The organism is Brucella sp. 22210 (genome assembly GCF_052045675.1).
Classification (GTDB): Bacteria; Pseudomonadota; Alphaproteobacteria; order Rhizobiales; family Rhizobiaceae; genus Brucella.
This window is the reverse complement of sequence record NZ_JBQEPD010000002.1, coordinates 338,083-355,049: the sequence shown is the minus strand read 5'-3', so window position 1 is coordinate 355,049 and position 16,967 is coordinate 338,083. Positions and strand designations below refer to the sequence as shown.

The following is a 16,967-nucleotide window of genomic DNA, read 5'->3' as shown; positions in this document are numbered from 1 at the left end:
CAGGGCGTCAGACAGAGAAGCGGTAGCCAGAAGGAAATAAAAATGGCCATACCATCCCTGTCGCAAACCAGTTTCCGCAATGCGGCGTATTATATCGCGTTTCTTGCGGCACTGTTTGTCTCCATCCTCGCTCTGCCGCATCAGGCACGGGCGCAGAACACCTACACCGCCGAGGAAATCGTCGATTCCGGTCATCGGTTCTTTGGCTCGGCTTCGGGCGGGCTTGCCAGCGCCGTCGAGAAAGCGTTCCAGAGCTTCGGCTTGCCGAACGGCTATGTTCTTGGTGAAGAAGGTTCCGGCGCGTTCATCGGCGGACTGACCTATGGCGAAGGCACGCTTTATACGAAGAATGCCGGTGACCATAAGACTTACTGGCAGGGCCCTTCGCTCGGCTGGGATTTCGGCGGTCAGGGCTCGCGCGTCATGATGCTCGTCTATAATCTGGACGATATCCAGAACCTTTACGGCCGCTATGCGGGCGTTGCCGGTTCGGCTTATGTCGTTGCAGGCGTCGGGTTCAACGTACTGAAGCGCGAAAACATCGTGCTCGTACCGATCCGCACCGGCGTTGGCGCGAGGCTTGGCGTGAATATCGGCTATCTGAAGGTTTCCGCCGCTCCGACCTGGAACCCCTTCTAGGTCGTTGTGAATTTTGGCTGCGCGAAGGCTGTTTTGCACCCGGAATGTTTCGGTGCAAGAAAGCCTTTTGCGCATTCCAGACCTATGCGCTACCATCAGTTGATGGTTCTGTTTGGCTGCAAAAAGCTCAACTTCGTGTGAAACCTTGATCCAGTCGGCACTCTTCTTCCTGCTTGGCGTTCTTGTGACGGTTTTCGTCCTGATCCTGCTTGGGCCATCGGTCTGGCGGCGCGCTTTCTTTCTGGCGCGACGGCAGGTTCAGGCCGAACTGCCGATCACGCTTGCTGAAATCCGGGCTGACAAGGATGGCTTGCGTGCGGAATTCGCCGTCGCGATCAGCAAGCTGGAGCAGCAGTTGAAGCGGGAACGCCAGAAGGCAGCCGAACAGGCGGTTACCCTTGGGCGTCAATATGAAGAGCTGAAGCGCATTCCGTTGCTTGAGGAAAGCCAGTCCACCATCGAGAAGAAACTGGTGGATCAGGATCAGACGCTGTCAGAGGCCAAGTCGTCGCAAGAGACGGCGTCGGAAAAGTCCGAAATCCTGCAAGCTGAGCTTGAACGCGTTCAAAGTCATTACACTGCGCTGGAAGGGCTTGCGGATACGCTGCGTATCGAGATAAGCGCTAATGAGGCTGAACGTGGCCGCTTGTCGAGCGAGATAACCGAGATGCGCCGTGACCGTAAGGAAGCAACTGCCCGCTATAACGAGCTTTCAACGCAGCTCACCTCGGCGCAGACTGAATTGAAGAGCGAGAAACGCCGAAACGGCGATTTGCAGCAGAAGCTGGAAAAGCTGATTTCCGAACTGTCCGACGCACAGGAAAAGCTGGAACGCTTTTCGCGCAGCGGTGCTATCGCTGTTTCGCTGTCCGATCAGGATCAAGCGGAGATCACGCGCCAGAATGCAGCGCTTCGCGAGGAGATGGCGGAGCTTGCTGCCCGGATGGTTGCTGCAACCGCAGAAAAGGAAGGCCCCGATTCGCCTATTCACGGCATTCTGCAAGCCGCAGAGACGGCGGCAGGTGGCAAAAGCGGGAAGAACGGCAAGGCTGTTTCCAAAAGCCTCGCAAGCCGCATTCAGGAATTGCCGAAGGGCTGATCGTTCTCCGATCCCGTCATTCATGATTCGCGAAAACGCCGACCAGATAACAATCCGGTCGGCGTTTCAGTTTCCTGCCGGCTTTATCAGCCGTTGGTAATCACATCAGACCAATCGGGGTGACGCGTTGCCTGCGCATGCATGAAGCTGCAGCGCGGAATGATTTTCCAGCCATTGCGGCGCGCATCGAGAATGGCGTTCTTGGCCAGTGCCTGTGCCGCACCCTTGCCGCGCATGGACTCCGGCACGCGTGTATGATCGACGGAAATGAGCGAAGGCCCCAGCTTGGTGTAGGTCATTTCGGCTTCGCTGCCATCCAGCGACGCCACATAGCGCCCGCCGTCGGAACTGTCTTCCTTGCGAATCTCGATATTTCCGCTCATGCCATCCTCCAGATTGAACACACACAGTCTTCAACATAGGAATGAATTGCGCAAACAAAAACCGGCCCAGAGGGCCGGTTTTCAATTTGTCAGATCTATGGGCTGAATCGGTCGAATGATTGAACGACTGTTCAACCCGGCACGATCCATCAGTGCCGATATTGCTGAATTCTGGTCGTCCGGAGACCGGCGAGACCATGCTCATCGATCGAGGACTGCCAGCCAAGGAACTCTTCCACCGTCAATGTATAACGCTGGCATGCCTCCTCAAGGCTCAGAAGTCCGCCGCGAACAGCAGCGACAACTTCGGCCTTGCGGCGGATGACCCAGCGCCTTGTATTGGCGGGGGGAAGGTCCGCAATGGTCAGCGGGCTGCCATCGGGACCAATTACATACTTTATACGCGGTCTTACCAGATCGGTCATTGTACTCTCTACACAACACTCAAGGACCTAATCGAGTGTGAGACTAGCGCCACAGCTTTAAAAATTACCTAAACTGCCGGTAACACTCTGGTAACACTTGAAAAATTTTCGAAGAAAAATGAATGGCCCGACGACATTTGGGCATTTTTCGGTGAATTTCACGGTGAAGTGTGGGGGCCAGGTCGCAATTCGACCAATGTTTATTATGCGACACCTTGGCAAATTGCCGCAGTTTCGCCTATATAGGCCTTAGAAATCTGAATTTTGAGAAGCAGGGCGCATGCCCGGAAGCTGGAATCAATCATGAGCCTGAACAGCCTCGATCTGCCGGGAAAGCCGGAAGACACGCGCGTTGTCGTCGCCATGTCGGGCGGCGTCGATTCATCTGTTGTGGCCGGGATTCTCAAACGTGAAGGTTACGACGTCGTCGGCGTGACGCTGCAGCTTTATGATCATGGCGCAGCGGTTCATCGCGCCGGCTCCTGTTGTGCAGGACAGGATATTGAAGACGCCCGCCGCGTTTCGGAAAGCCTCGGCATTCCCCATTACGTTCTCGATTACGAAGCGCGTTTCCGCGAAGCCGTGATCGACCCGTTCGCGAATTCCTATGTCAGCGGTGAGACGCCGATCCCATGCGTTTCCTGCAACCAGACGGTCAAGTTTGCTGATCTTCTCCAGACCGCGCGCGATCTTGGTGCGGATGCTCTGGCGACGGGTCACTATATTCGCAGCCGCGCAAATGGTGCGCATCGCTCGCTCTATCGTCCGGTCGATACGGATCGTGACCAGAGCTATTTCCTTTTCGCGACCACGCAGGAGCAGATCGATTATCTGCGCTTCCCGCTTGGCCATCTGCCAAAGGCGCAGGTGCGTGAAATCGCTGAGGAAATGGGCCTGACGGTCGCCAAGAAGCAGGATAGTCAGGATATCTGCTTCGTGCCGCAGGGCAAATATTCCGACATTATTTCCCGGCTGAAGCCGGAAGCGGCCAATCCGGGCGATATCGTTCATATCGACGGTCGCACGCTTGGCCGTCACGATGGGATCGTGCATTACACGGTCGGCCAGCGTCGCGGTATCGGCGTTGCAACTGGTGAGCCGCTTTATGTCGTGCATCTCGATGCCGCCAATGCGCGCGTTATCGTCGGCCCGCGTGAGGCGCTGGAAACGCACAAGGTGTTCCTGCGCGATATCAACTGGCTGGGCGATGGCCCAATTGACGATCTGCCGGAAGGCGGAATGGAAGTTTTTGCCAAGGTTCGCTCCACGCGTCCGCCGCGTCCGGCCGTTCTGCGCCACTCCGACGGCAAGACCTGGGTCGAACTGGTGGATGGCGAAAGCGGCATCGCACCGGGACAGGCCTGCGTGCTTTATTCCGACGAGAGCAATACGGCGCGCGTTTTCGGTGGCGGTTTCATCGGTCGTTCCGAACGCGAACCGCAGGCAGAAGAAATGCTACGCCGTCTGGTGGCCAGCACGGCGAGTGCTTCGGCGGCCTGAGCCGGGTTCAGAGATCAAAACAAATCATAGGCGGGTGTTTGCACCCGCCTATTTTTTTGCCTGCAACAGCACCCAATCCCGGAACGCGGCCACGATGGGTCGTTCCAGCGCCGTTGCCGGATAGACCAGATGATAGGCGAAACCCTTGGCGACTTCCTGACAGAAGGGCGCAACCAGAACGCCGTCCTCCATCTCGCGCGCCACAAGAGACCGGCGCACTAATGCAAAGCCATGCCCGGCTTTCGCTGTTTCAATAGCGCCATTGCTGTCGAGAAAGATCGGCCCGTTGGATGCGTCGATGGTGCTCAGACCCGCCGCCTCCAGCCATAAACGCCAGTCATGTCTATGCTCGTCATGGAGCAGGGTAAAGTTTTCGAGCACTGCAGGATCGCGATCCTTGCCCGTCAAAAGGGAAGGGCTGCACACCGGCGTCAGATCATCATCAATCAGCCGCTCGCTTTCCAGCCCGGGATAGATTCCGAAGCCATGGCGTATCGCAACATCGATGCCGTCGCGCTCAAGATCGACAATCCGGTTGGATGGGCTGATGCGCAGATCGACCTGCGGGTGCAGCGCTTCAAAAAGCGAAAGCCGCGGCGTCAGCCATTGAATGGCAAAGCTGGGTGTACAACTGATCGTCAGTATGGGCAGCGCCCGGGTTTTGAGCTGCGCCGTTGCCTCGCGAATGGTGCGGAATGCCGTGCGCAAAGCCGCAAAATACTGTTCGCCATCCGTTGTCAGGATAAGACGGCGCGGCTTGCGCGTGAACAGCGTGATGCCAAGCGACATTTCCAGTTCGCGCACCTGAAGGCTGACAGCGCCGGGCGTCACATTCAGTTCCTGCGCCGCCAATGTTACACTGCCGCGCCGGGCTGTGGCTTCAAACGCACGCAGCCCGTTGAGGGAGGGGAGTGGTGCATGCATGGTTTAGTTTTACTCACTCATCCTGCGAGAAACACTCGTTTGCCAAGCGTTGAATTTAAAAGCGATAAACGGGAAGTCAATCCGGCTCAGTTGGCCTAGTCTGGCTATGGTAGAGCCCAATTATTGAATTTCGGGAGTGCTGGCGATGACGACGCAAAAGGTGATGGGCTGGAAAGAATGGGGCATGTTGCTCGTGCTTTCCGTGCTCTGGGGCGGGTCATTCTTCTTCAACGGCATTGCGGTTCGGGAACTGCCGCCATTCAGCATTGTCACGCTGCGCGTTGCTCTGGCGGCGCTCGCCCTGATGGTACTGATCCGTTTGATGGGCCTGTCCATGCCGAAGGACCGGCGCATCTGGGTTGCCTTTTTCGGTATGGGATTTCTCAACAACCTGCTGCCGTTTTGTCTCATCGTCTGGGGCCAGACGCAGATTGCCAGCGGGCTTGCTTCCATCCTCAATGCGACGACACCGCTATTCGGCGTGATCGTTGCGCATTTTCTCACCGCGGACGAAAAGATCACCCGCAACAAGGTCGTCGGGGTTCTGATCGGTTTCTGCGGTGTGGCGATCATGATCGGACCCGACGCCATTGGTGGACTTGGCCATAATCTCTGGCCGCAGCTTGCTATTCTCTGCGCGGCACTTTCCTATGCTTTCGCCGGTATTTTCGGACGCCGTTTCAAGGCGATGGGCGTCGCGCCGCTGATCACGGCCACCGGTCAGGTGACGGCAACGACCGTCATGCTCATTCCGGTTGCCCTGATCGTGGATCATCCGTGGACGCTGGCCGCACCAAGCGCTGCCACTTGGGGTGCGCTGGCCGGTATCGCGCTGCTCTCAACTGCGCTTGCCTATGTGCTCTTCTTCCGCATCCTCTCGACGGCGGGTGCGGTCAATCTGATGCTGGTGACGTTTCTCATACCGGTCAGTGCGATCCTGCTCGGCGTGCTGTTTCTGGGTGAGACCCTGCAAGCCAAGCATTTTATCGGCATGGCAATGATTGCCGCTGGGCTGGCGGCCATTGACGGGCGGCTGACCGCTGCGCTTTTACCGATTGCTGGGAGCACATCCCGAAAAGTGTAAAACGGTTTTCGGGATGTGCGGAAAAACAAATACTAGAGCGCGAGGTCTACTGAAACCGGCTGAAGCGCGACAGGGCGATGCCGGAGGCGGTAGCAACATTCAGGCTGTCGAATTCCTTCGACATGGGAATGCGGGCTGTCTGGAGCCGCTCCAGAAGCCGCTGTGGCAGTCCTTCGCCTTCCGTGCCAAGCAACAGCGCCTGACGATCATGTCCGGTCGCCTGATAGATGCTGGTTTCTGACGATGGGCTGAGCGCCAGCACGTTGAAGTCTGCATCCTGCAAGGCGGCGAGAATCTCATCAATGCGTCCGCCGTGGAAATAGGGCACTTTCAGCGTCGCGCCTACAGAGACGCGAATGGCCTTGCGATAAAGCGGATCGCAGCAGGTTTCGTCCATCAGCACGCAATCGGCCTCGAAGGCGGCAGCGTTGCGGAAGATGGAGCCGACATTGTCATGATTGGATATGCCGCACAGCACTGTGACGAGCGATTGTTGCGGGAGCGCGGCCAGCAAGTCAGCCAATTCCGGCTGGGGCTTGCGGCGTCCGACGGCAAGAATGCCGCGATGCACATGAAAGCCAGCAACAGCATCCATGACGGCTTGCGGTACACAATAGACCGGGGTGCCTGTGGGGATCTGCGCCAGCGGTTCCGTCAGCCCTTCGAGCCGATTTTCCAGCACGAGCAACGATTCTGTCTCAAAACGTGTCGTGGAGGAGAACAGGACATTGATGACGACTTTGCCCTCGGCGATGAAACGCTTCTGGCGTCCGACGAGGTCTTTTTCGCGAATGTCACGATAGGGGGAAAGGCGGTCGTCGTCCGGATCGTCTATGCGTTGGAGACAGCCGTGCAAATGATCTTCTGATTTCATTGCACGGCTGTAACCTCATGCTTAAGCGATGGCTAGTACCGGCTGTTCCTGCCGGCGCGGTGTCGGACTCATATAGAGACTTGAGAGTGTCGACAACATCAACTCGATATGCGGTGACGAAACCATATAGTAGATGGTCTGGGCATCGCGTCGGGTCGAAACGAGGTCGAGAGCCCGCAATTTGGCCAAATGCTGCGACAAAGCCGACTGACTGAGGTCAATCGCCTTGGCGAGCGCGCCAACCGACATTTCATTGTGTAGCAGCTTGCATAAAATCAATAGTCGCTTGTTGTTTGCGAGTGCTGAAAGAAAATCTGCTGCCTGATCTGCATTTTCTGTTAAATCACAAAAAGTATGTTCTTGGTTCATTTGCTGTCATACCCCCGTAAGACCGCTGGTAGTTTCAAATGACGGTTCCTTTTTGGAACACGCATTCAAATTTAAAGGCTGCCATTTCGTTTGAAAAGGCCTTGCTTAAATGCGCTCGTGTTTAAATCGCGCAAATTTGTCCCAAAAAGACAGTGAATTTGTTTCAGCGGGGCGCGGCGGTCATTTTTGCCAGTTCGGAGCGTATTTCTGCGACCGTGCCGCAACGCTGCGAAAAGGAGAGTCGCACCATCTCATTGCCAACCGCAATGTCGATACCGTCGGGGTCTATCCCCGCGACCTTCGATGGCTTTGCTGCTGCGCCGATCATTTCGGTAACAAGGGCAGCAATCGCATCTTCTCCACTTTCTATGACGCTATCAAGAAAGTCCTGTTCGTTGGGAGCTATACTTTCGGCTATGTGGGCGGGACAGATTAGGTCTTCCGATGTGAGATTGAAGGCTTTGCCGAACCCGCCGTTCAGACTGGCGCCCGAAACATGCAGGCGAAAGAACGCGAAGTCACCGAGATCGACATAAAGCGCGCCTTTGGGATTATGGTTCAGATAGCGGCGGCGAATGCGCGGATAGTCGTCCGCTGTCCGCTCGACCTTGGCGGCTTCGCAGTGAAGGGTGATGCGCGGATGGGCAAGCGGATCGCCTTTTCCGGGTTCGCCAAGTAATAGTGAACAAGCGGGGTTGGCAAGCAGACCTGGCGTATGGGCCGCCAGTCCCGAAACCAGAATGAGCGGTGTGCCGTCCGTGTCCGTGGCCGTTGCCACGCGGCTTGCCAGCGGGCGGCTGGTTTTCGCATCCAGCACGGCAAGGGCGCCATAGCGCGCCGTGCGCATCAATGTTTTGGCGAGCTGAATGGCTTCCGGCGTTGTCGGCCTGATAGGAGATTCGGTCTTTTCTTTGGTCTCGGTCATCGGGTCGCCGTAAATATGAGTTCTTTTGTCTAGTTCTTAGTCGATTTTCTGGCGATAAAACAGGGGCCTGCCGCTGATATTGCCCGCAATTCCGGCGATTCCAGAGGCGCTATGCGACAGCTGCATGACCCTATGCGAAAATTCACGCAAATAATATTATGATTTGACCGCTCTTAGCGCAATTTTCCGCAATATGGCGTTTCGAAGAAATTAAAATCTAAAAATATAGGTGGTAAACGCATAAGAATGTGAACTGGTTCTAACAATTGCGCTTGCAAAGTAGGGAACCAAGCGTTTCGATAGGCCAAGCTGCGAGCAATGGGGTGCGCGCGGCAGACTTTTCCGTGGAGGCGGACAATAAAATGAAAATGTACAAAACACTCCTGGCTGCAACCGCGCTGGTGGCTCTTATGAGCGGTGCTGCATCTGCCAAGACACTCGTTTACTGCTCGCCGGCTTCGCCTGAAGGCTTCGATCCGGCTGCCTATACGGGCGGGGATACGTTCGATGCTTCGTCGCGCACGGCCTATGACCGTCTCGTCGAGTTCAAGCATGGCGAAACCACGATTGAACCCGGTCTCGCCGAGAGCTGGGACGTTTCGAAGGACGGCCTCGAATATACCTTCCACCTGCGTAAGGGTGTGAAGTTCCAGACGACCGACTTTTTCACGCCGACGCGCGAATTCAACGCCGATGACGTGATCTTCTCGTTCGAGCGTCAGGCCAAGAAGGACAATCCCTGGCACGAATATACCGCCGGTGTTTCCTACGAATATTTCGACAGCATGGAATTCCCGACGCTGATCAAGGAGATCAAGCGCGTGGACGACCATACCGTCACCTTCGTGCTGAGCCGTCCGGAAGCTCCGTTCCTCGCCGATCTGGCCATGGATTTCGCATCCATCCTGTCGAAGGAATATGCCGACAAGCTTCAGGCCGACAAGAAGATGGATGATCTCAACCAGTTCCCGCTTGGAACCGGCCCGTTCACCTTCGTCGCCTACCAGAAGGACGCTGTGATCCGCTACAAGGCTAACCCGGATTACTGGGGCGGCAAGGAAAAGATCGATGATCTCGTTTTCGCGATCACGACCGATCCGGCTGTGCGCGCGCAGAAGCTGAAGGCCGGCGAATGCCACATCATGTCCTATCCGGCTCCGGCGGACATCGAAGGTCTGAAGGCCGATTCGAACCTCAAGGTTGACGAACAGCCAGGTCTGAACGTTGCCTATCTTGCCTACAACACGCTGGTCGCTCCGTTCGACAAGCCTGAAGTGCGCAAGGCGCTGAACCAGGCCATCAACAAGAAGGCCATCGTCGACGCCGTGTTCCAGGGTTCGGGCGAAGTTGCCAAGAACCCGATCCCGCCGACAATGTGGGGCTATAACAACGACGTCAAGGACGACGAGTACAACCCGGAAGAAGCCAAGAAGGCGCTTGAAGCTGCTGGCGTCAAGGACCTGAAGATGAAGGTCTGGGCAATGCCGGTCAGCCGTCCGTACATGCCGAATGCCCGCCGCGTGGCCGAGCTGATCCAGTCGGACTTCGCAAAGGTTGGCGTTGGCGTGGACATCGTTTCGATGGAATGGGGTGAATACCTCAAGAAGTCGTCCGACAAGGACCGTGACGGTGCGGCCATCATGGGCTGGACCGGCGACAATGGCGATCCGGACAACTTCCTCGGCGTTCTGCTCGGCTGCTCGGGCGTTGGCAACAACAACCGTGCCCAGTGGTGCTACAAGCCGTTTGAAGATCTGATCCAGAAGGCCAAGGTCACTGCCGATCAGGGCGAACGTGCCAAGCTCTATGAGCAGGCGCAGGTCGTCTTCAAGGAGCAGGCTCCTTGGGCAACTCTCGACCACTCGACCGTGTTCATGCCGATGTCCTCCAAGGTCTCCGGCTACAAGATGGACCCAGTGGGTATCCATCGCTTCACCGGCGTCGATATCGCAGAGTAATTCGTCTCAACACCAGCGGCCGGGAGCGGAGGGGTCAACCCTCCGCTCCCGGTCGGAGTTTATTCTATGTTCCGTTTTTTTCTGAATAAGTTGGCCTATCTGGTGCCGACTTTCATCGGGATTACCATCGTCGCCTTCGGTTTCGTGCGCGTGCTGCCGGGCGATCCGGTGCTGTTGATGGCCGGTGAACGTGGTGTCAATCCCGAGCGTCATGCTGAGCTTATGGCGCAATTCGGTTTCGACCGTCCGCTCTGGCAGCAATATCTCGACTATGTCTGGAACCTGTTGCATGGCGACTTCGGCCTTTCGATCGTCACCAAGAAGCCGGTCCTGACCGAGTTCTTTTCGCTCTTCCCGGCTACCGTGGAATTGAGCGTTTGCGCAATCATTCTGGCCGTGTTGATCGGTATTCCGGCGGGCGTTGTTGCAGCCGTCAAGCGCGGGTCGTGGTTCGACCAGTCGCTGATGGGTGTCGCCCTTGTCGGTTATTCCATGCCGATCTTCTGGTGGGGCCTGCTCCTCATCATTTTCTTCTCGAATTATCTGCAGCTGACCCCGGTATCGGGCCGTATTTCGCTGCTGTTTTTCTTCCCGCCCGTCACCGGTTTCATGCTGATCGACAGCCTTTTGTCGGGGCAGAAGGGTGCTTTTGCATCGGCTGCGTCTCATCTTGTCCTGCCGACCATCGTGCTGGCGACTATCCCGCTTGCGGTCATTGCGCGCCAGACCCGTTCGGCAATGCTGGAAGTGCTGGGCGAAGACTATGTGCGCACGGCGCGCGCCAAGGGCCTGTCGACCCGCCGGGTTGTCGGACTGCATGCGCTTCGCAATGCACTCATTCCGGTGATCACGACCATTGGTCTGCAGGTTGGCGTGCTTCTCGCTGGCGCAATCCTGACGGAAACGATCTTTTCCTGGCCGGGCATCGGCAAATGGATGCTCGATTCGATCTCTCGCCGCGATTATCCGGTCGTGCAAGGCGGACTTCTGCTGATCGCAGGGCTGGTTATGGCAGTCAATCTGATTGTCGATCTGCTCTACGGTCTGGTCAATCCGCGTATCCGGCACAGGTGAGGTTCCAATGAGCAATGTAACAAACACACCCGTCGCCACGGATACCGCCACGCCCGGCGTCAGCCGCATGGCGATGCTGAAGGACTTCTGGTTTTATTTCAGCGTCAATCGCGGCGCTGTCATCGGCCTCTGGGTTTTCATCGCCATCGTCCTGATGGCCATTTTCGCGCCGCTGATCGCGCCGCATGATCCGACGGAACAGTTCCGCGAATTCTTCCTGAAGCCTCCGGCATGGCAGGAAGGCGGCTCGACGTCGTTCCTTCTCGGCACCGACGCCGTGGGCCGCGATATCCTGTCCCGCCTGATCTACGGCGCGCAATATTCACTGCTGGTCGGCTTCGTAATCGTGGTGATCTCGATGTGCGTCGGCATCACGATTGGCGTGCTGGCCGGTTATCTGGGCGGGGCCGTGGATGCCGCTTTCATGCGCGTCATGGATATCATGCTGTCCTTCCCGTCGCTGCTTCTGGCGCTGGTGCTGGTAGCTATTCTCGGGCCGGGCCTGACGAATGCAGTCATCGCGATCACGCTGGTTCTGCTGCCGCACTTTTCGCGTCTGACGCGTGCTGCGGTGATGGCGGAAAAGGAGCGGGAATATGTGACGGCTGCCAAGCTTGCCGGTGCAAGCAGGCTGCGTCTGATGTTCAAGACCGTGTTGCCGAACTGTCTGGCGCCGCTGGTCGTTCAGGCCACCATGTCGTTCTCCAACGCCATTCTCGAAGTGGCGGCCCTCGGCTTCCTGAACATGGGCGCACAGCCGCCTACGCCGGAATGGGGCACCATGCTTGCCGAAGCACGGGAATTCATCACGCGCGCCTGGTGGGTTGTGACCTTCCCGGGTCTGGCGATCCTGATCACTGTTCTCGCCATCAATCTGATCGGCGACGGTCTGCGCGATGCGCTTGACCCGAAACTCAAGAGGAGCTGATCGATGGCTTTGCTTGAAATCAAGAACCTTACGGTTTCGTTCGATACTTCGACCGGTCCATTCAAGGCGGTCGACGGCATCGATATCAAGGTCGACAAGGGTGAAGTTCTGGCCATTGTCGGCGAGTCCGGTTCGGGCAAGTCGGTGGGCATGCTGGCCGTTATGGGCCTTCTGCCCAAGACCGCGACTGTGACGGCAGACACGATGTCGTTCGACGGCAAGGATTTGCGCACGCTCTCCAGTTCGGAGCGCCGCCAGATCATTGGTCGCGACATTTCGATGATCTTCCAGGAGCCGATTGCCAGTCTCAATCCGTGCTTCACGGTTGGCTATCAGCTTGAGGAAGTGCTCAAGCAGCATATGGGTATGAACGGGTCGGCGAGCCGTGCCCGCGCTATCGAACTGCTAGAGCTTGTCGGTATCCGCGACGCTGCCGAGCGTCTGGGCAGCTTCCCGCATCAGATGTCGGGCGGTCAGTGCCAGCGTGTCATGATTGCTATCGCGATTGCCTGCAATCCGAAGCTCCTGATCGCTGACGAGCCGACCACAGCGCTCGATGTGACGATCCAGAAGCAGATCCTCGATCTCCTGATGCGACTCCAGGTGGAACATGGCATGGGTCTGATCATGATCACCCACGATATGGGTGTCGTCGCCGAAACGGCGGATCGGGTCATCGTGCAGTATAAGGGCCATAAGATGGAAGACGCCGACGTGCTGTCGCTGTTCTCCGCGCCGCAAAGCCCTTACACCCGTGCGCTTCTGTCGGCTTTGCCGGAAAATGCGACCGGCGACCGTCTGCCGACGGTGTCCGATTTCGTCTTTGACAATAGCAGTGCAGGAGAAGCGCGATGAGCGAGGTTGTTCTCGAAGCGCGCGATATCAAGCGCGACTATCATGTCGGCGGCGGCCTGTTTGGCAAGCCGAAGGTGGTTCATGCCGTCAAGGGCGTCAGCTTCAAGCTAGAAAAGGGCAAGACGCTGGCAATCGTGGGCGAATCCGGTTGCGGCAAGTCCACGCTGGCGCGCATCCTGACCATGATCGATCCACAGACTTCCGGCGATCTGAAAATCGGCGGCAAGGATGTGAACATCGCTCGTGACGGGCTGACGCCTGAAATGCGCCAGAAGGTGCAGATCGTGTTCCAGAACCCTTATGGTTCGCTCAATCCGCGCCAGAAGATCGGCGACGTACTGGCCGAACCGCTGTTGCTGAACACGAACATGTCGGCTGAAGAGCGTCGCGCCAAGGCGATGCAGATGCTGTTGAAGGTCGGTCTCGGTCGCGAGCACTTCAACCGCTATCCGCACATGTTCTCCGGCGGTCAGCGCCAGCGTATCGCCATTGCGCGCGCGCTGATGCTCAATCCGAAGCTGCTGATTCTCGACGAGCCGGTTTCCGCGCTCGATCTGTCGGTGCAGGCACAGGTTCTCAACCTGTTGTCCGACCTGCAGGAAGAGTTCGGCCTGACCTACGTCTTCATCAGCCACGACCTTTCGGTGGTGCGCTATATCGCCGATGAGGTGATGGTGATGTATTTCGGTGAGGTGGTTGAATACGGGTCGCGTGACGACGTGTTCAACAATCCGCAGCACGATTATACCAAGAAGCTGTTTGCCGCGACGCCACGTGCGGATGTCGATGCCATTCGCGCCCGCGTTGAAGCGCGTGCTGCTGCCAGACAGTCAGCGCAGGCTTAAACTCGCTTCGATACTCATGAAAAACGCCGCCTTTTTGAGGCGGCGTTTTTGTTTTTATCCAGCGCGCTGCTGGTGCCAGGCAAGCGCCCGGACGATATCGTCCGCCGCAACCTTGCCGACGATGTTTCCGTTCTCGACGATGCCGACATCGCCGTTACTGTCTGCAACGGCGTTCATCAACTCGCGCACCAGCGTTTCCCGGCGGGCAGTCGCCGCAAAGGGGCGCGGGGCGGCGTTACGGTCGAATGGCGTCATGATATCGCCCGCGCGCAGCACGCCGAGCGGGTTCATATGGGCGACGAAATCGGCGACATATTGATCGGCTGGCTGCAGCAGGATTTGCTGCGGCGTTCCGCACTGAACAATGCGTCCGCCTTCCATGATCGCGATGCGATTGCCGATTTTCATGGCTTCATCGAGATCGTGGCTCACAAAAACGATGGTTTTCTTCAGCCGCGACTGGAAGGCCAGAAGCTCGTCCTGCAACCTTGTGCGGATCAGCGGATCGAGCGCCGAGAATGGCTCGTCCATCAGCAGGATCGGTGCGCCGGTAGCAAAGGCGCGGGCGAGGCCGACACGCTGCTGCATACCGCCAGAGAGTTCACCGACCTTGCGTTTGGCCCAGTCCTGAAGGCCAACCAGTTCAAGCTGCTGGCGGGCCTTATTGATGCGGTCTTCCTTGCCCATGCCGGAGATTTCCAGCCCGAAAGCCACATTCTCCTCAACGGTGCGCCACGGTAGCAAACCGAATTGCTGAAACACCATCGAAACGAGTTCGGTGCGTAGGTGGCGAAGCGTGTTGCGATCCGCTTTGCCGACATCGATGCCACGGTCGCCGTCCTGTACTGTGACGCGACCGCGCGAGATCGGATTGAGCCGGTTGATGGCGCGCAGCAGCGTGGACTTGCCGGAACCGGACAGGCCCATCAGAACAAGGATTTCGCCTTCTTCAATGTCGAGCGTGCAATTATGGACGCCAAGCACATGACCGGTTTCGGCCTGAATCTTGGATCGCGTTGCGCCGCCATCGGCCAGCGCCAGCGCATTGTCCGTGTTCTTGCCGAAAATGATGCAGACGTCTTCGAGTGCGATAATGGTCATCCGCAATCTCCTGACTTTTGTTTGAGCATGATCCGAACCGAAAACCGGTTCCCACTTTTCGGGACCATGCTATTTTTCCCTGCCAGCGCGGAAGATGCGGTCGAGCACGATGGCGACCACGACGATGACAAGGCCTGCCTCGAAGCCGAGCGCGGTGTTGACCGAGTTCAGCGCGCGAACAACCGGAACGCCAAGACCGTCTGCACCGACGAGCGCCGCGATGACCACCATCGAAAGCGACAGCATGATCGTCTGGGTCAGGCCCGCCAGAATTTGCGGCATGGCATAGGGCAGCTCGATCTTCCAGAGAAGCTGCGATCGCGAAGCTCCGAAGGCTTCGCCCGCCTCAATCAACGAGGATGGGGTGGATGAAACGCCAAGATGCGTCAGGCGCACAGGCGCGGGCAGAACGAAAATGGCTGTGGCAAGCAGGCCGGGCACCATGCCGATGCCGAAGAATACAATGGCCGGGATCAGATAGACGAAGGTTGGCAGCGTCTGCATCAGATCGAGCACAGGGCGCATGGCGGCATAAAGCGTCGGGCGATGGGCTGCGGCAATGCCGAGCGGAACGCCGATGGCCATGCAGAGAACGCAGGATGAAAGCACCAGCGTCAGCGTTTCCAGCGTCCGGTCCCAGTAACCCTGATTGAGAATGAACAGAAAGCCCAGGATCGTCAGGACGACCACAGAAATGCGCCGCTGGATAAACCAGGCAATCACCGCGAATATGGCGATCAGGAGCAGGGGATGGGGCAGTTTCAGGACGAAAAGCAGGGCGTCAATCATGCTTTGCATGACCGCTGCCAGCAGGTCGAAAAAGCCGCCCATATTGTTCGTCAGCCAGTCCACGACCGTTTTTGCAGTCGGTCCAACCGGGATTTTATAGTCCGTCAGCCAGTTCAACGATGAAGTCTCCTGCTGCGTTTTCTGATGGAAAGGATACGGCTACCCGCAAATAACGAGGCCGCGGGTTTAGCCGCGGCCTGCGAGTGCTGCGCGTCAGAGGCCGAGGGCCGATTTGACAGCTGGCAGACCTTCCTTGCCGTCAACGGTCGTCACGCCAGCGAGCCACGTGTCGAGCACAGCCGGATTTGCCTTGAGCCAGTCGGTCGCCGCCTTCGAAGGCTCCTGACCGTCATCGAGAATCTTGCCCATGATCTCGTTTTCGAGATCGAGGTTGAATTCCAGATTGGTCAGGAACTTGCCGACATTCGGGCATTCCTGCGTGTAGCCCTTGCGCACATTGGTCTCGACCTTGGCACCGCCGAGATTCGGGCCGAAGAAGTCATCGCCGCCGGTGAGATAGGTGATCTCGAAGCGCTTGTTCATCGGATGCGGTTCCCAGGCGAGGAACACGATCGGCTCCTTGCTTTTGACGGCGCGCGCGACCTGCGCAAGCATGCCCTGTTCGGAGGATTCCGCCAGTTCGAACGACTTCAGGCCGAAGGCGTCCTTGTTGATCATGTCGAGGATCAGACGATTGCCGTCATTGCCCGGCTCGATGCCGTAAATCTTGCCGCCAAGCTTGTCCTTGAAGGTGGCGATATCTTTGAAGTCCTTGAGGCCTTCATTGGCGGCATATGTCGGCACGGCAAGCGTGTATTTCGCGCCGGTCAGATTGGTGCGCAGCGTTTCGACGCTCTTGTCATCCAGATAAGGCTTGAGATCGGCGCTCATGGAAGGGTTCCAGTAGCCGAGGAAGACATCAATGTCCTTCTTGCTCAGCGACGCATAGGTCACCGGCACGGAAAGAACCTTGATATCGGTCTTGTAGCCGAGGCCCTTGAGAATTTCGGTCGCAACCGCAGTTGTCGAGGTAATGTCGGTCCAGCCGACATCGGAGAAGCGCACCGTCGAGCAGCTTTTCGGCTCTTCCGCGAAGCTGGCGCCGGGTGCTGCAAGCATTGCCGTTCCCGTGGCAAGCGCAGCAAAGGCAAGCGTATAGGTCAGTTTCATTGTTCTCTCCATTTCCGGGCCGTTT

At 57.5% G+C, this 16,967-nt stretch carries 18 protein-coding genes; 9 read left to right on the top strand and 9 right to left on the bottom strand.

Annotated elements, in window-relative coordinates; genetic code table 11:
• The first annotated feature begins 42 nt into the window (after nt 1-42).
• Entirely contained in the window at nt 43-639 is a 597-nt protein-coding gene (locus tag ACTJKP_RS04590; protein ID WP_078338797.1) for a DUF1134 domain-containing protein, read from the top strand.
• A gap of 145 nt (nt 640-784) precedes the next feature.
• On the top strand, nt 785-1,738 hold the full coding sequence (locus ACTJKP_RS04585; protein ID WP_440629828.1) for a hypothetical protein: 954 nt from the start codon (nt 785-787) through the stop codon (nt 1,736-1,738).
• An 86-nt stretch (nt 1,739-1,824) separates the two neighbouring features.
• On the opposite strand, the gene ACTJKP_RS04580 is transcribed toward ACTJKP_RS04585, so the two are convergent.
• Both ACTJKP_RS04580 and sciP read right to left on the bottom strand, forming a co-directional pair.
• Nucleotides 1,825-2,121: a GNAT family N-acetyltransferase gene (locus ACTJKP_RS04580; RefSeq protein WP_078338875.1), complete on the bottom strand. Its 297-nt coding sequence runs from the start codon at nt 2,119-2,121 to the stop codon at nt 1,825-1,827.
• 149 nt (nt 2,122-2,270) lie between these two features.
• On the bottom strand, nt 2,271-2,546 hold the full coding sequence (sciP, locus tag ACTJKP_RS04575) for a CtrA inhibitor SciP (RefSeq protein WP_010659559.1): 276 nt from the start codon (nt 2,544-2,546) through the stop codon (nt 2,271-2,273).
• A 303-nt stretch (nt 2,547-2,849) separates the two neighbouring features.
• On the opposite strand from sciP, the gene mnmA reads away from it, so the two are divergent.
• A complete protein-coding gene (mnmA, locus tag ACTJKP_RS04570; protein WP_440629827.1) occupies nt 2,850-4,046 on the top strand; it encodes a tRNA 2-thiouridine(34) synthase MnmA in 1,197 nt (398 codons plus the stop codon).
• Nucleotides 4,047-4,094: 48 nt separating this feature from the next.
• Here mnmA and gcvA read toward each other — a convergent pair whose 3' ends face one another.
• Nucleotides 4,095-4,970, bottom strand: a complete 876-nt coding sequence (gene gcvA / locus ACTJKP_RS04565) for a transcriptional regulator GcvA (RefSeq protein ID WP_440629826.1) — start codon at nt 4,968-4,970, stop codon at nt 4,095-4,097.
• Between the two features lie 145 nt (nt 4,971-5,115).
• On the opposite strand from gcvA, the gene ACTJKP_RS04560 reads away from it, so the two are divergent.
• The gene (locus ACTJKP_RS04560) at nt 5,116-6,054 is read left to right on the top strand and encodes a DMT family transporter (RefSeq protein WP_440629825.1); all 939 of its coding nucleotides are present in this window, start codon (nt 5,116-5,118) and stop codon (nt 6,052-6,054) included.
• A 46-nt stretch (nt 6,055-6,100) separates the two neighbouring features.
• Here ACTJKP_RS04560 and ACTJKP_RS04555 read toward each other — a convergent pair whose 3' ends face one another.
• The 3 genes from ACTJKP_RS04555 to ACTJKP_RS04545 all read right to left on the bottom strand — a co-directional run bounded on the left by ACTJKP_RS04555 (nt 6,101) and on the right by ACTJKP_RS04545 (nt 8,222).
• A complete protein-coding gene (locus tag ACTJKP_RS04555; RefSeq protein WP_440629824.1) occupies nt 6,101-6,928 on the bottom strand; it encodes a TrmH family RNA methyltransferase in 828 nt (275 codons plus the stop codon).
• 21 nt (nt 6,929-6,949) lie between these two features.
• Nucleotides 6,950-7,297 (bottom strand): ArsR/SmtB family transcription factor, encoded by a 348-nt coding sequence (locus ACTJKP_RS04550; protein WP_078338792.1) that lies wholly within the window; start codon nt 7,295-7,297, stop codon nt 6,950-6,952.
• A 163-nt stretch (nt 7,298-7,460) separates the two neighbouring features.
• Entirely contained in the window at nt 7,461-8,222 is a 762-nt protein-coding gene (locus tag ACTJKP_RS04545; RefSeq protein ID WP_440629823.1) for a HugZ family protein, read from the bottom strand.
• 362 nt (nt 8,223-8,584) lie between these two features.
• Here ACTJKP_RS04545 and ACTJKP_RS04540 point away from each other — a divergent pair, with 362 nt between their 5' ends.
• From ACTJKP_RS04540 to ACTJKP_RS04520, 5 genes are all read left to right on the top strand, one after another.
• Complete coding sequence (locus tag ACTJKP_RS04540) at nt 8,585-10,180, top strand: ABC transporter substrate-binding protein (protein WP_078338790.1); 1,596 nt, start codon at nt 8,585-8,587, stop codon at nt 10,178-10,180.
• Nucleotides 10,181-10,246: 66 nt separating this feature from the next.
• On the top strand, nt 10,247-11,254 hold the full coding sequence (locus ACTJKP_RS04535) for an ABC transporter permease subunit (RefSeq protein ID WP_440629822.1): 1,008 nt from the start codon (nt 10,247-10,249) through the stop codon (nt 11,252-11,254).
• A 67-nt stretch (nt 11,255-11,321) separates the two neighbouring features.
• Entirely contained in the window at nt 11,322-12,182 is an 861-nt protein-coding gene (locus tag ACTJKP_RS04530) for an ABC transporter permease subunit (protein WP_162762627.1), read from the top strand.
• A 3-nt stretch (nt 12,183-12,185) separates the two neighbouring features.
• On the top strand, nt 12,186-13,037 hold the full coding sequence (locus tag ACTJKP_RS04525) for an ABC transporter ATP-binding protein (protein WP_440629821.1): 852 nt from the start codon (nt 12,186-12,188) through the stop codon (nt 13,035-13,037).
• The gene (locus ACTJKP_RS04520; protein ID WP_440629820.1) at nt 13,034-13,882 is read left to right on the top strand and encodes a dipeptide ABC transporter ATP-binding protein; all 849 of its coding nucleotides are present in this window, start codon (nt 13,034-13,036) and stop codon (nt 13,880-13,882) included. Before ACTJKP_RS04525 ends, ACTJKP_RS04520 begins: the two co-directional genes overlap by 4 nt.
• A 54-nt stretch (nt 13,883-13,936) precedes the next feature.
• On the opposite strand, the gene choV is transcribed toward ACTJKP_RS04520, so the two are convergent.
• The 3 genes from choV to ACTJKP_RS04505 all read right to left on the bottom strand — a co-directional run bounded on the left by choV (nt 13,937) and on the right by ACTJKP_RS04505 (nt 16,954).
• Nucleotides 13,937-14,983, bottom strand: coding sequence for a choline ABC transporter ATP-binding protein (gene choV, locus ACTJKP_RS04515; RefSeq protein WP_440629819.1), 1,047 nt, complete (start codon nt 14,981-14,983; stop codon nt 13,937-13,939).
• A gap of 69 nt (nt 14,984-15,052) precedes the next feature.
• Complete coding sequence (gene choW, locus ACTJKP_RS04510; RefSeq protein WP_078338784.1) at nt 15,053-15,889, bottom strand: choline ABC transporter permease subunit; 837 nt, start codon at nt 15,887-15,889, stop codon at nt 15,053-15,055.
• Nucleotides 15,890-15,985: 96 nt separating this feature from the next.
• Nucleotides 15,986-16,954: a choline ABC transporter substrate-binding protein gene (locus ACTJKP_RS04505; RefSeq protein ID WP_078338783.1), complete on the bottom strand. Its 969-nt coding sequence runs from the start codon at nt 16,952-16,954 to the stop codon at nt 15,986-15,988.
• Nucleotides 16,955-16,967 lie beyond the last annotated feature (13 nt).